This window comes from Terrilactibacillus tamarindi, from assembly GCF_009718825.1.
In the GTDB taxonomy this organism is placed as follows: Bacteria; Bacillota; Bacilli; order Bacillales; family Sporolactobacillaceae; genus Terrilactibacillus; species Terrilactibacillus tamarindi.
The window spans coordinates 1-14,739 of the sequence record NZ_WNHB01000034.1 but is presented as its reverse complement, the minus strand read 5'-3'; the positions used below and the strand labels follow the sequence as shown (position 1 = coordinate 14,739).

Genomic DNA, 14,739 nt, shown 5'->3' with positions numbered 1-14,739 from the left:
ATTTGTTTTTCTCTTTCATTAAATACTTCAATTTTTTTTATGATATCGTCAGTTTGTGTTGTTTTCTTAAGCGATTCAATTATCTTCCTCAATTTATCTGCTTCATGACCCCATTTTTTGCAAAATACATCATTTTTTTCTTTTAATAAATAAGGGCCCATTAAGCGTTCAATTTCTGATAAATTTTGATGAATCTCTTTACTTTTCTCTGCGACCATAATTTCATAAATATGTTGATCTTCCTCTAATATGGTTTCATCTATTATTGACCAATCATTGACGTCTAACCAGGTTCTTACTCGATCTGAACCGACATTCGGCTGTAAAATAAGCCTTTCTTTTGTTGATAATTGATTTTTTCCATTTTCAAGTATTTGCTTAATGAGTTCACCACCCATACCAGCAATAATGATACAATCAACCTCTTCTTTACGAATAACTGAAAGACCATTTCCTAGTCGGCATTGAACGAGAGTTGATAATTGACATTCTTCGACTGTATGTACAGCCGATAAATAGGGTCCTTCATTTACTTCACCTGCAATAGCTTCCTTAATCAAGCCATTTTGCAGAGCGTAGCAGGGTAAATAAGCATGATCAGATCCAATATCAGCTATTTTACTATTTCTGGGGATATACGAAGCCACTTTTTTTAAGCGTTTAGAAAGGTTTATTTTTTGCATTTTGTTCTCCATTTTTTATAGTCTTTGTTTCATTTCATTATAGAGGTTGTTCAAAAAGTCACCAAATGATAAGCTACGAATCTCGGCGTTGGCTTGTTTTTCCGGTCCTCAAGTAGCAAACCACTACATTCTGGTCCTCAAAACTACGCCGCCTTGATCTTCTTGCTTCTAATTTGTCACCTTTTTGAACACGCATTTTAAGTGGTTGTTCAAAAAGTCACCAAATGATAAGCTGCGAATCTCGGCGTTGGCTTGTTTTTCCGGTCCTCAAGTAGCAAACCACTACATTCCGGTCCTCAAAACTACGCCGCCTTGATCTTCTTGCTTCTAATTTGTCACCTTTTTGAACACGCACCTATTCTGAATACTAATTAAATGAAAATTTTCAAAGTTCGATAAAATTTCCGTTTGCATCTTACAGTAAAAATCAGTAAAATGAATGTAAGGCAAAAATGTTTTGTATGTATATCACAAAATACGTATACGATGGTTAAAAAGAAAAGCCTACTCTCTGAAAAGAAAGTAAGCTATGACATGAATTAATCTAAGAAATCTTTAAGTTGTTTACTTCTACTTGGATGGCGAAGTTTTCTTAGTGCTTTGGCTTCAATTTGTCTAATACGTTCTCTTGTTACACCGAAAACTTTGCCTACTTCTTCCAGTGTCCGTGTTCTTCCATCGTCCAAGCCAAAGCGAAGTCTGAGTACATTTTCTTCTCTATCTGTCAATGTATCAAGAACATCTTCCAACTGTTCTTTTAACAACTCATAAGCGGCTGCATCAGAAGGGGCTTGTGCATCTTGATCTTCAATGAAGTCTCCAAGATGTGAATCATCCTCTTCACCAATTGGCGTTTCTAATGAGACTGGCTCTTGAGCAATTTTTAAAATTTCTCTAACTTTATCAGGTGGCAGATCCATTTCTTTTCCAATTTCTTCTGGAGTTGGTTCACGCCCCAAGTCTTGAAGTTGCTGTCTTTGAACACGAATCAATTTATTAATGGTTTCTACCATGTGTACTGGAATTCGAATGGTTCTCGCTTGGTCAGCAATAGCACGGGTAATGGCCTGACGGATCCACCATGTTGCATACGTACTAAATTTGAAGCCTTTTTGGTAATCAAATTTCTCAACAGCTTTGATTAATCCCATGTTACCTTCTTGAATGAGATCTAAGAATAACATGCCTCTTCCCACGTACCTTTTAGCAATACTTACGACCAGACGAAGGTTAGCTTCCGCAAGCCTTTTTTTAGCCTCAACATCGCCTTTTTCAATCCGTTCAGCTAATTCAATTTCTTCGGTTGCTGATAGTAAATTCACACGACCAATTTCCTTTAAGTACATACGTACAGGATCATTAATTTTTACTCCTGGTGGGACGCTTAAATCGTTCAAATCAAATTCTTCTTCCTTGGTATTACTGTTTTTATCGGACTCTGCATGATCTTGAATCTCTTCTGTCACGTCGACGCCTTGTTCCGTCAGAAATTCGTAAAATTCATCCATTTGTTCTGAGTCCTGATCAAATGGCGCTAACTTATTAGCGATCTCCCGATAGGCCAAGGTACCTCTTTTTTTACCAACTTCAAGAAGTTGTTCTTTTACTTGGTCAACGGTTAACTCGTGGTCTACCTTGCTTGGTTTCCCAGCCATTCGACCCCCTCCTTCCAATACTCATAGTTCTCACCATCTTGGTTATCTTCTATTTAGCTGATTTTTAATGGTTATCATTTCAGCTAATAGCTTTGTTGCACGTTCAAAATCATTATCCTGTTCAGCTTTTTTTCTTTCAGATGCAAGCCGTTCGACCTCTGCTATCTTATTATAATTTTGAATTTGATTCATATAATCATCAATCTCTTGATCTGATACCTCTTCATTTACATCCATCATAGCAATGTCACTTGCTTTTTGCTGAAGTTCGGTATCTTTTAAATAGTGTATGAATGCACCTAGGTCTGGTGGATTCCCACCTAAATAGTAAGCATAAAGGTGTGCGGCTATGGCTTGATGTAGAGGTATATGAAATGATCCACCGATGACTTCCTGCACCTTTTCAGATATTTCATCATTTCTCATCATGTGTGCGAGTAGTCTACGCTCTGCCATTTCATGCGCCGGATAAAGTGTTGTTAATTTCTTAAAGACGACCGGTGGCCTTTTTTGATGATTTTGATTTTGATTTTTTCTTTGTCTTTGACGATAAATTTGATACTGCTGATGTTTTAATGCGTCAAGAGAAATTGAAAATTCTTCAGATAGTAACCTTAAATAATGATCTCGTTCGACTGCTTTAGTAAGAGTCGCGATTTCCTTTATCACTTCTTCTACATATCGCATGCGATCTCCTTCATCATTAAGATCTCTTCCTCTTCTCAAATAATTCATTTTAAAAGACATGACCGTTTGACTTGCCCCTATTACATCTGAAAGAAACTTTTCGCCACCAAATTTTGTCATGTAGTCATCGGGGTCTAATCCGTTCGGTACTTTGGCTATTTTTATTATATGTTGTTCTTTGCCTAATATAGCAGCCGCACGAAAGCTCGCTTCAATACCCGCATCATCTGAGTCATAGCAGATAATAATTGTCTCAGCATGCCGGGTAAGTAATGAGGCTTGCGTTTCAGTTAATGACGTACCCATTGAGGCTACACAATTTGTTACCCCACATTGATGGGCTTTAATCACATCGAGATAACCTTCAAACAAGATAACTTGATTGGTTCTTTTAATATCTTGACGGGCTAAGTGAAAACCAAACAAAAGATTTCCTTTATGGAAAATATCTGATTCAGGTGTATTGATATATTTCGGTTTCTCATCAGTTAACACACGACCAGCAAATGAAACAACTTTGCCTCGGTGGTTAGTAATGGGAAACATAATTCGGTGACGAAATCGATCAAAATATTTATGATCAAACTGTCTCTTGGATAAAACCCCGACCTTTTCCATAAGAGCTAAATCAATTTTTCTTTTTTGTAAAAATTGGGTTAACGTATCCCAAGAATCGACCGCGTACCCAATGTTAAACTTTTGGATAATCTCTTTGGTAAAACCTCTGTTTAATAAATAAGTTAAACCAAGATTTCCGAACTTTTCATTTTGAATCAAATAATGATAAAATTGACTTATCAAATCAAAAGCAAAATACAGTGATTCACGATCACTTTTATTCCTTTTTGTCTGGCCCGCTTGATTAGAAATCGTTTCACCTAGATCAATATGGGCTTTTTCAGCAAGAAATTGAACGGTTTCTATAAAAGACATACCTTCTAATTCCATAATGAATGTGAAGACATTCCCACCCATTCCACAACCGAAACAGTGAAAAATTTGTTTATCAGGTGAAACTGAAAAGGAAGGTGTTTGTTCACTATGAAAAGGACAACAAGCAAAATAATTTCTGCCTTGTTTCTTTAATTGAACGTAATCACCCACAACCTCAACAATATCTAAAGATTGCCGAATTTGATCAATTGTTTCTTCTTTAACTCTCAATTGGCTATGCACCACCAATATTCATTACTAATTTATATCCTAAAGATTGCATTGACATAACAATTTTCTGAGCATAGAAGAAAATTTTTCATGATCTTCCACCGTGAAGGCCTTTGGACCCTTAATTTTTTGTTTTGACGCTAGAGCCTTATAAGATAAAAATCGGTGATTTAAAATAGCTGGCATGTCCTTATCATTTAAGTTTTTTCCTTTCGGTGTTAACACAAAAATGCCTTTAGGTGTTAATAAGCTGGCTAATCCCATATCCTGAGTCACAACGATATCCCCTTGCCTTGCATGGTTGATGATGTATAGATCAGCCGCTTCACGGTCAGGATCAACAAATACCCATGTTGCTTGTCGCTTATTACTATAATGTGTATATGAAGCAACAAATATAGGCACAATTTTAAATTCACTTGCTATGTTAAGAATATCCTGTTTAACCGGACACGCATCAGCGTCAATATAGAGATTAATTTTTTCCACCATACTTTCTTATTCTATACCCATATCCAAAATTCCTTCTTTAAAATTTATGTTTAAATTTTTCGATTTTTGTCGAAAAGTGGTGAAAGATTTTATTCACATTTAAATTGGATAAAGGTATGAAGAAGTGCCATTTTCTACAACTTGGTATTATAAATTAGATTTTCTTAAAAACGCAAGCAAAAAGCATCGTATTTGACGATGCTTTCAATTCTTTATTATTAACCGATCAAAATAGAACTATACATTTCTGGCTCTGAATCTCTCATGACTAAAGTCACGAGGTTCTAAGGTACTGACCAAACTTCTTTTGGATGACTTTCCACTAAGTGAAAAGCTGACACCAACCACTTGTTTGGTTTCCCTTAGACTTTCGTGGACAACGATACCTGTGTATCGATTAGCGTCCTGTTAGCCCGATTCAAGACTATTATTTAAGATTGATACGTGGCAAACGTTATAGGGGGATTATACCATGTCGGATACTTAACCTACAACCGATATCCTTGCAGGTATCTACTGGTTGTAGACCGTATCCGAAGCCGATTCATCTCATGACTAAAGTCACAAGTGTTTTCGACTATTTCATAAAGCCCATTAGTGTTCAACAATTATATTTTATTATAGCTCTAACTTTTTAATAATGCAACCCATATTATTTGAGATGGTGCATTTGATCCAGAAACTTTTTTGACTTTAAATTCAACCCTGAGTTTTGATCAAAATAAGTATTTAATATGAGATTGATTTGATCAATGGTTGTTTGTTTTAAATTGATGGATCCAACTTGATCAATGGTTATTTTTTTAAACAAATGAAGGAGACGACTCGTTGCAGGTGTCATTGGAATCGCATATTCATCGACCATCTGACAGTCGTGACAAAGGTATCCTCCACCGCTAATTGAAAACGAGAATGGACCGATTGTATTTCCACAATGAATACATCGATCCATCGTCGCGTCTATTCCGGCGATAGATAACATTTTCACATTAAAAATAGCCGTTAAAACTTCTTCATTGAGTCCTTTTTCGATAGCTAATAGCGTCTTAATTAATAAATGGTACAATGAAGGATAAGGTCTTTGTTCTTCTGTTAGTTTGTCGACGATTTCGACAAGGTACGACGCGTGTGCCAATTTAAAAATATCATTTTTGATTTGGCGCAAGGGGTCAAGTGTTTCTGCTTGATAGAGCGTACCCAAGTTCTTCCCTTTTGAAAATAAAAATTGACCATAAAATAGGTGTTGGGTAGCGGAGGCTAATCGACTCTTAGGTTTTTTTGCCCCTCTAGCCATTAGGCCGAGTTTTCCAAATTCTTTTGTATAAATTGTTATTATTTTATTTGTTTCACCATAATCAACCACACGTAGTATAATGCCTTCTGCTTTTTCCATCAAGGTGCGATACACCACACAATTCGCTTTCTACGTATCTTTTGTATGATTTAGTTCATGACATCGTCAGTAGCAATTTCATCTTCATCTAATACATCACGACTATTTTGAGCTTTCTCAATTTCTTTAAGTAAAAGATAGGTATCAATGTTCCCTGTCTTACAAAAAACATTCCAAGTTAAGTCTAACATATTTACAACCACCTTTCACATGTTTAAGCTTAGGTTTTACAAAAATGAGAAAAACATGTTAAGGAAAAATTGCTAATAAAGTTCATGCATAAATAAAAAAATAGGGATTGACGATCTTAGTGGTAACAAGCCAAGGATAACAAAAAAGAAAAAACCCACTTAATAAGTGGGATCAGTCAACCTTACACTTCATGATTACTCTTCTTCCTCAAACAAACCAAAGTCTCTCAAGCTGCCTTCTTTATCGCGCCAATTTTTTTGCACTTTGACCCAAAGTTCCAAATATACTTTCGATCCCAATAAGGCTTCTATATCCATTCGAGCCCGCGTACCAATATCTTTTAACATGTTCCCTTGTTTCCCTATGATGATTCCTTTTTGGGAAGATCTCTCAACGACAATAGCCGCTTGTACTTCGACACGGTTTCTTTTATCATCACGCTCAATTCTTTCAATAACCACTGCGATTGAATGAGGGACTTCTTCCCTCGTTAAATGGAGAATTTTTTCGCGTATTAATTCTGAAATAATAAAACGTTCCGGATGGTCCGTTACTTGGTCTTCCGGATAATACTTTGGACCCTCATCAAGATACTTCGTGATTTGCTCTAATAAGGTACTTACATTCATCCCTTGTAAGGCTGATAATGGTACAATTTCATCAAAATTATACTGATTTCTGTACGTATCAATAAGAGGAAGAAGTTGATCTGGATGGACTCGATCAATTTTATTGATAAGTAAAAAAACGGGTGTTTTCGATTTTTCTAGAAGATCTATAATATACTGATCTCCCCTGCCATAACCTTTTTCGGCATCAACCATAAAAGCCACTAGATCGACTTCGTTCAAAGTTTGAACGGCCGTTTTGGTCATATATTCGCCTAGTTTATGCTTTGGTTTATGTATCCCTGGTGTGTCAATAAAGATAACTTGTTCACTTTCAGACGTATAGACCCCTTGAATACGATTTCGAGTTGTTTGGGCTTTATCGCTCATAATGGCTATTTTTTGTCCAAGTATTTGATTTAATAAGGTTGATTTACCGACATTAGGTCTTCCAATAAGAGCAACAAATCCCGATTTAAAAGATTCAGTCATTTAGTTTAAATCCTCCGATAGAAATGCTCCTGGCAATAATTCAGCGATTGTGGTCACTTGAATATCACCTGAAGTATTCGATAAAATAATTCGCATATCTTGTGCGCATAGTTCTGCTATCACTTGACGGCATGCCCCGCATGGAGGCACTGGTCGATCCGTGTTTGCAATAACAGCAAGAGCTTCGTAGTCTTTTGCGCCTTCTGAAAATGCCTTGAATAGAGTGGTTCTCTCCGCACAATTGCATAATGAGTAGGCTGCATTTTCAATATTAAATCCAGTAAAGACTTTCCCATCTTTCGTTAACAAAGCGGCTCCTACTGGGAAATGTGAATAAGGAACATAGGCATTTTCCATTGCTTTCTTCGCGTATTTAATCAGTTCTTTGTCTTCCATGGTAAACCCCCTTAAGAAAGTGTTTCATAAAGAATCATCATGTAAATAATCGCAGAAATAATTGAAAAAAACCAAACGGCTCCTGCAGCAATATCTTTTGCCGCTTTTGCAAGTGGATGCCACTCTTCTGTCACAAGATCAACCGTTTGTTCGATGGCTGTATTCATTAATTCCAAACTGATGACTCCACCAATCAAAATGAAAACAATCATGAAATGGGATAGCGAGATGTGTACAAGACAAGAGATGATAATGACTAGTATAGCCATTGCTAAATCAATTTTCAAATTACGCTCTGTTTTAAAAGATTTCACGATTCCTTGTGTTGCCGCACGCACACTCATACCAAAATGTTTATTTTTATACTTGTGCTGATTCATGTGTTACTCTCTTTTTAAACCAAACGAAGAGAGAATGTCCTCTTGCAGTGTAAACATTTTCTTTGCATCAGACTCTGTCATGTGGTCATACCCGAGTAAATGGAGAAGGCCGTGAATGACAAGAAAACCAAGTTCCCGATCAAAAGAATGTTCATAAGATTGAGCTTGCACGCGAGCTTTGGGAATCGATACAATAATGTCACCAAGTACTCTTGGAGCCTCTAAATTAGGATCGATGATACTTACTTCATCGTCATCCAATTCTTCTAAAGCAAAGGAAATGACGTCTGTTGGTTGATCCTTATCACGATACTCGGCATTTATAGCCTGAATACGGTCATTGTCCACAAAGGTTAAAGATAATTCACAGTCGCCCTCTATCTGCAGAGTTTCCTTAGCATGCTCCAATAATTCAGAAATTAGTTTTTCTTGATCAGGTCTTAATTCGCCAGTCTCATCATACATATCAATTGTTAACGTCATTTTGCTGTGACCTTCTTTCCCATTAGTTCATCTGGATACTCAATTCTTGCGTGGAATACCCCATTCATCGTTTCAGTAATCGACTTCTTAGCTAATTTAAGTTCGTGAAGGGTTAAATCACATTCATCAAATTGACCATCCTCTAAACGATCATTAAAAATACTCTGAATGAGATTGTTGATTTTCATAGGAGTTGGTTTTTTCATTGAACGAACTGCTGCTTCAATGCTATCCGCTAATTCAACAATCGCCGCTTCTTTTGTCTGAACCTTTGGACCAGGATACCTAAAATCAGTTTCTTGAACATCTTGTCCATTTTCTTTAGCTTTAAAATAAAAATACTTCAATAACGTGGTTCCATGATGCTGTTCTGCAATATCAATGATTTCTTTAGGCATTTTATGTGCTCTTAAAATATCTGCACCATCGTAAGGATGAGATACAATGACCGTACGACTTAGTTGTGGTGATAGATTGTCATGTGGATTAACGCCATCCAATTGATTCTCTACAAAAAATCGAGGTCGCTTCGTTTTCCCAATATCATGATAATAGGCTGCTACTCTTGCCAAAAGTCCATTTGCTCCAATAACCTCACATGCACGTTCAGCTAGATTTGCCACCATCACACTATGATGATACGTTCCTGGTGCTTCTAATAAAATTTTTCGTAATAAAGGATGATTTGGATTCGATAACTCGATTAATTTAATGGTCGATAACATACCAAAACTCGTTTCAAAGACAGGGATTAACCCTAAAGTTAAAATGATAGTTAAAAAGCCTGATAAATAAGCAAATATTAAATTGAGAAATATGTCACCAAGGCGAAATGTATTATTTTGAATAAGCATTAGCATAATGACAATAAGCATATTTGTTAAAGAAATCAACATGCCCGTCTGCAGTATCTTCGGTTTTGTTTCATTACCACGAATAATCGATGCCCCTGCCAAAGCAGAGATTAGAACATAAAGACCCATTTGTGGATCGAATATACCGGTTTTTGTTACAGATCCAAATGTCATACTAGCCACCATACCAAAAATAATACTCGTAACAATCGCCAACCTCTCGTTTAAGAACATTCGAATTAGGAGTGTTCCTAAGGCAATCGGAAGAATATAGGCTAATCCATGAATATGGGTCAATCTTAAGTAAGTGGCCAATTTAATTAATAAAATCATACAAGAAAAAATAATGCCGTACATCAATAACTTTTTATATTGGTCTTTACCGTCTTTCTCCTTTAACTGTTTAAATTCAAACGATAAAATGATAACAATAAAGGATACAAAGATAAACAAACCAATAAATGGTAGAACGTTAAAATGATCTTTAAGGAGACCGACTACTTTTAATTCCCTGAGAACATCACGGGTAATTAACTCTCCCTTCTTTACAATCACTTCACCTTGATGGATTTGTACAGGTTCGACAGAGCTTGCTGCATCCTGTTTACTTCGTTTGGTTGCAACAGCATCAAAGACATAGTTAGGTACAATGCCGTAATGAAGAATTTCAATCAGGGCTCCTCTTAAACTATCACCAATCACAGAAACAGGAAGGGAGGATACAGCACGGTTTTGAACTCGTTCTAAATCACTCCACTTCACTTTATTATTTAGTGCTTCATAAATAAGATTATTTGTAATGTCTTGAGCCGTCATCAAATCCTTATCTTTGGCATTTAATAAAACTTGAATTGTTTTATCGGACAAGGCTTCACTCGCATCACTCGACAACTTAGACCGAACCGATTTAACGGCTTTATCTTTGTCACTATTTTTATCCAGTTTAACATCTGAGATAACATCATATATATCACCCACTTTTTCAACTTGAATAAGTGAAGTCTCCTCGGTATAAGTGTATTTTGATGGAGTAGAATTACTTGCTTCTTTTTTTAATTGATTTGTCGCTTGGAGATCAATGGCTTCTACAGGGGATTGGATATCTTCTGTAGCTGTGTCATGTAAGCGAACATTTAAGTTTTTAGGTAGAAAACTTCCAATCATACATAGATAGAGAACCATAGCAAGAACCAAGTATATGACCCAATTTGTATAATTATTACCTATTGTTTTTCGTATCGTTTGCAGCATTTTCATTGGGCTCATGATCTTCCCCCCAAATATTTCTTGCTTACGGCTTAATCTCCATATGCCTCAATAATACGCTGAACTAAAGGATGACGTACAACATCCATACGATGTAACTCCACAAATGAGATGCCCGCAAGATTATGAAGCATTTCTTGTGCTGTTCTTAATCCTGATTTTTTCCCTTTAGGTAGATCCACTTGAGTAATATCACCCGTAATAATCATTTTTGAACCAAAACCTAACCGGGTTAAAAACATCTTCATTTGTTCTGACGTTGTATTCTGTGCTTCATCTAAAATAACATAGGCATCTTCTAACGTACGTCCGCGCATATAAGCAAGTGGAGCAATTTCGATTGTCCCTCTTTCAATTAGACGTAAAGTATGTTCGGCTCCTAAAACATCATGTAAAGCATCGTAGAGGGGTCTAAGATATGGATCGACCTTCTCCTTTAGATCCCCCGGTAAAAACCCTAGACTTTCTCCCGCTTCAACAGCTGGCCTTGTTAGAACAATACGTTTAATTTTCCCTTCTTTAAGCGCCGTCACGGCCATGACAACAGCAAGATACGTTTTTCCTGTTCCTGCTGGTCCAATAGCAAAAACCATATCGTTTTTTTTCATTTCATGAACATACTGGCGTTGGCCTAGAGTTTTAACACGAATCGGTTTTCCTTTTGCATTGACTGTTATTTCCATCTCATAAAGTTCTTCAAGCTCAACAAGCATTCCTTCACTTGCCAGCTTCAATGCATAAACGACATCACGCTCGGTTACTTGGATGCCACGTCGGATTAAACCAAGCAGTGCTGTTAATATACTTTCAACTGTTTGATACGTTTCTTCACTACCTGAAACGTTCACAGCTCCACCTCTTGTCACAATGGAAATGTCAAGTGTTTTTTCAATTATTTTCAAGTTTGCATCCCCTGGTCCAAATAGGGCAAGAGTTTCATTCGCATTATCAAATTCTAAATCAATGGTATATAAATGGCGTTCTGACAAATGTCTCAGTCTCCTTAGTATCAGCGTGATGTTTTTTTTAGTTTACCATACGATATCACAATATTTCCATTTTCTTTTTGTTCATCCATAGGTTGTCTAGATTAATGATAACAAGAACTTTTTGTTTATGGAAGCGTGATCAAGATCAAATTTCTGATTTACTGCTGATTCTGGTTTTCTTTTTCTGCCTTTTTCTTCAACTTAGCTCTCTCTTTTTTGGTATTAATGCTTTTTGGTACAGCAATATTTTCATAAACGATAAAATGATGCTGTAAATATAAGATTCCCTTTTTCACTTTTTTAGATTCGACCGTACTTGAAGCAATTTCTGATTTAGACGGTAATTTTGATTTTAATTGTCTGCGAGCCGCTTGTTCTCCCTCCTTTAATGCTTGTTTCGGAGAAATGGCTCGTTTGGATTGATTAACTTGTCGATGCGTTTCCTTTACATAGGACAGAGGTAAATCCCAAAATAGAAAATGAATCGGTTTTTCAACAGAATCTTTCTTTTCATGCTTATAGGAAGTGTTTAAAAAACCCCAAATCGGACATTTCCACTTATTTATTTTTAAATAGTGTTTTGTATATTCTTGTCCTGAAAAGGTTTCATACGTTGTATTTAACGGAACTTTAGTTGTTGTTTGATACCAAGTTTCTCCAAAGACTTGTCCTTTAGATGAAATAAACTTAGGATCATTTTCATTTCCGATGATACCCGATACAAGAAGTTGACCTTTTTTTACGAATTGATCGTCCTGCACCATCGGTTGTCCTTTTTCGACAAATAGTCGATGGATGATGGCCTTTTTAGCTGCTACAAGATGCCTTGGTCGGGTCACTTTCTGTTTTTTGGGTAATTTTTTTTGGACGACATCAATGTGGTAGGTTGTTCCATCCTTTGATACACCTATCCAAGTGACTTTTGGTAGTTTAGCCGATAAATTCGTCTCGATAACTTCTGTAGAAGGAACAACAAAATTGATTGCACCAACTTTTAAATGTTGTTGTTTTAATAACTGTCTTATTTTTGTTTCTAAACGCGGATCGGCACCTTTGACATCAATACGCCATACCACATTCGAAAGAAAGGTAATGATAAGGATGGCACATATTAGACCGACAATGATTCCCGTCCGATTAAGGAGACGTCTCATAAAGAAAGGGAAACCCTTCTTATCTATAAAACGAATCTTACAGTCTGTTTGTTTCAATAACTGTTTTATTTTGGATATATCTTTAATATAAAGTGAACAAACAATTGTGGTTTTATTACGTCTTTTAATGTCCCAAATAGCAATGTTACGCTTCACACATAGATTTATAAATGGTTCTGTAAGCTGACCGTGAATGGAAGCTTTCACATGTCCGTAGATTGCATTATTCCAATTGTATTTCATCCTACTCGGCCTCCATTTTTTATTCATCTATAAATAGAACATTTTTTATTACGCCTTCTAACAAAATTTCTTCAGGTAAAATATTTTTCAAAACAAAGCCACTTCCTTTAACAAGAAGTTGTCCTTGTTTCATGGATAATCGTAACTCTTCATTTGAGAAGGATAGAACCCCTTTATGGTTTTCAATATATATATGTAATTGTCCAATAATTGTAATTCTGGGTAAGTCCATCACTACATCAACTGGCATTTCTGAATGATTGACAAACCACTTTTTAACGTTTTGTTGCCATTTCCGCAATGTCACTCACCTACCTCTTTACACTCTATGACTTAAAAATCATCCCTAGCACTGATAATTTTAATCAGTTTTAGGAAGCCTTTAAAAGTGATGTCGAAACATTTACATGCGGGACATACGTGAAACTTTAATTAGTGGAAGATCGGTTCACATCTCTCCCTATAACTTCTTCTTATTCCCTTTTCCTAAAGATGGGGTCTTACTGCCCGTTAAGATGTAAATAAAAACACAGGCAAGATTATACCTGTGCTAAAACGATTAATATTTATTTATGTCCAGGTCTAATCTTCCCCAATGACCTTTACTTCCGTTTCCAATTCAACATTAAATTTTTCTTTTACAGTTTGCTTTACAAGTTGAATTAAATTTAGATAATCTGTAGCTGTTCCATGATTCACATTAACCATAAATCCAGCATGCTTTGTAGAGACTTGCACCCCACCAACTTGTGTCCCTTGAAGGCCACTGTCTTGGATAAGCTTTCCAGCAAAATGTCCAGGTGGGCGTTTGAACACACTTCCACATGAAGGATACTCAAGTGGCTGTTTTGATTCTCTTAAATACGTTAATTCATCCATCTTTTCTTTGATTTTTCTTGCATTACCTGATTTAAGCAAGAATTCAGCTTCAAGAACAAGATAGTTTTGTTTGGCAATAGCGCTACTTCGATAACCAAGGTCCAACTGATCCTTGCTTAAACGCAGCATTTTACCCTCACGAGTGACAACAAGAGCACTTAATAAAACATCTGCTGTCTCACCACCATAAGCTCCTGCATTCATATAAAGGGCTCCACCTACAGATCCTGGAATCCCACAAGCAAATTCAAGACCGGTCAGATGCTTAGATAAAGCAAATCGTGAAACATCAATAATAGCTGCCCCACTCTGAGCAATGATTCGGTTCTCGCTACATCGAATGTCTGTCATTTTAGTTAGATTCATGACGATGCCCCGTATCCCGCCATCTTTAATAATAAGGTTTGATCCATTACCTAGAATGGTTAAAGGAATACTCTCTTTATACGAAAAAGAAACAACCTTTTGAACCTCTTCATAGGAAGTCGGAAAAATGAGAATATCCGCTTTTCCACCTGTCTTTGTATACGTATAATCCCCTAGATGAGCCTCTTTTTTTATGTTATGTTCATCTTTAATCATTAAAAATAACTCTTCATATAATTTAGTTATATCCATAATTAACCCTCTGTTTTGACATATTCATTTTAAGTGTATGATTCGTCACACGCACATATCATCTTTTTATTTCTAATCATCGTTTCTTCTTCATCATAATTTAATTAACCT

At 36.3% G+C, this 14,739-nt stretch carries 17 protein-coding genes; all 17 read right to left on the bottom strand.

All coding sequences use genetic code 11. The features are described 5' to 3' along the window. Window positions 1–683, bottom strand: a 683-nt coding sequence (locus tag GMB86_RS14855; protein WP_155221257.1) for a tRNA (adenine(22)-N(1))-methyltransferase, incomplete at its 3' end; no start/stop codon positions are given. Between the two features lie 73 nt (window positions 684–756). Continuing rightward, on the bottom strand, window positions 757–879 hold the full coding sequence (locus tag GMB86_RS16050) for a hypothetical protein (protein ID WP_268987322.1): 123 nt from the start codon (window positions 877–879) through the stop codon (window positions 757–759). Window positions 880–900: 21 nt separating this feature from the next. Then, the gene (locus GMB86_RS15615; RefSeq protein ID WP_196220252.1) at window positions 901–1,038 is read right to left on the bottom strand and encodes a hypothetical protein; all 138 of its coding nucleotides are present in this window, start codon (window positions 1,036–1,038) and stop codon (window positions 901–903) included. 184 nt (window positions 1,039–1,222) lie between these two features. Next, window positions 1,223–2,338, bottom strand: a complete 1,116-nt coding sequence (gene rpoD / locus GMB86_RS14850) for an RNA polymerase sigma factor RpoD (RefSeq protein ID WP_155221255.1) — start codon at window positions 2,336–2,338, stop codon at window positions 1,223–1,225. 42 nt (window positions 2,339–2,380) lie between these two features. Continuing rightward, window positions 2,381–4,189 (bottom strand): DNA primase, encoded by a 1,809-nt coding sequence (gene dnaG, locus GMB86_RS14845; protein WP_155221253.1) that lies wholly within the window; start codon window positions 4,187–4,189, stop codon window positions 2,381–2,383. A gap of 39 nt (window positions 4,190–4,228) precedes the next feature. Continuing rightward, window positions 4,229–4,681, bottom strand: coding sequence for a YaiI/YqxD family protein (locus GMB86_RS14840; protein WP_155221251.1), 453 nt, complete (start codon window positions 4,679–4,681; stop codon window positions 4,229–4,231). A 652-nt stretch (window positions 4,682–5,333) separates the two neighbouring features. After that, window positions 5,334–6,074 carry a DNA repair protein RecO gene (recO, locus tag GMB86_RS14835; RefSeq protein ID WP_230459139.1) on the bottom strand — a complete coding sequence of 247 codons (741 nt, stop codon included), beginning with the start codon at window positions 6,072–6,074 and terminating at the stop codon, window positions 5,334–5,336. A gap of 50 nt (window positions 6,075–6,124) precedes the next feature. Then, window positions 6,125–6,265, bottom strand: coding sequence for a YqzL family protein (locus tag GMB86_RS14830; RefSeq protein ID WP_155221247.1), 141 nt, complete (start codon window positions 6,263–6,265; stop codon window positions 6,125–6,127). 195 nt (window positions 6,266–6,460) lie between these two features. Next, entirely contained in the window at window positions 6,461–7,366 is a 906-nt protein-coding gene (era, locus tag GMB86_RS14825; RefSeq protein WP_155221245.1) for a GTPase Era, read from the bottom strand. Next, window positions 7,367–7,762 (bottom strand): cytidine deaminase, encoded by a 396-nt coding sequence (locus GMB86_RS14820; RefSeq protein WP_155221243.1) that lies wholly within the window; start codon window positions 7,760–7,762, stop codon window positions 7,367–7,369. It abuts the gene before it with no gap. 11 nt (window positions 7,763–7,773) lie between these two features. Further along, window positions 7,774–8,142 (bottom strand): diacylglycerol kinase family protein, encoded by a 369-nt coding sequence (locus tag GMB86_RS14815; protein ID WP_155221241.1) that lies wholly within the window; start codon window positions 8,140–8,142, stop codon window positions 7,774–7,776. Between the two features lie 3 nt (window positions 8,143–8,145). After that, entirely contained in the window at window positions 8,146–8,625 is a 480-nt protein-coding gene (ybeY, locus tag GMB86_RS14810) for an rRNA maturation RNase YbeY (protein WP_155221239.1), read from the bottom strand. After that, on the bottom strand, window positions 8,622–10,745 hold the full coding sequence (locus GMB86_RS14805; protein ID WP_155221237.1) for an HD family phosphohydrolase: 2,124 nt from the start codon (window positions 10,743–10,745) through the stop codon (window positions 8,622–8,624). Before GMB86_RS14805 ends, ybeY begins: the two co-directional genes overlap by 4 nt. Before the next feature lie 32 nt (window positions 10,746–10,777). After that, on the bottom strand, window positions 10,778–11,734 hold the full coding sequence (locus GMB86_RS14800) for a PhoH family protein (RefSeq protein ID WP_155221235.1): 957 nt from the start codon (window positions 11,732–11,734) through the stop codon (window positions 10,778–10,780). Between the two features lie 158 nt (window positions 11,735–11,892). Beyond that, the gene (yqfD, locus tag GMB86_RS14795; protein WP_196220251.1) at window positions 11,893–13,131 is read right to left on the bottom strand and encodes a sporulation protein YqfD; all 1,239 of its coding nucleotides are present in this window, start codon (window positions 13,129–13,131) and stop codon (window positions 11,893–11,895) included. A 19-nt stretch (window positions 13,132–13,150) separates the two neighbouring features. Beyond that, window positions 13,151–13,432, bottom strand: a complete 282-nt coding sequence (gene yqfC / locus GMB86_RS14790; RefSeq protein ID WP_155221259.1) for a sporulation protein YqfC — start codon at window positions 13,430–13,432, stop codon at window positions 13,151–13,153. A gap of 281 nt (window positions 13,433–13,713) precedes the next feature. Then, window positions 13,714–14,628, bottom strand: coding sequence for a UDP-N-acetylmuramate dehydrogenase (gene murB, locus GMB86_RS14785; protein ID WP_155221231.1), 915 nt, complete (start codon window positions 14,626–14,628; stop codon window positions 13,714–13,716). Window positions 14,629–14,739: the final 111 nt, after the last annotated feature.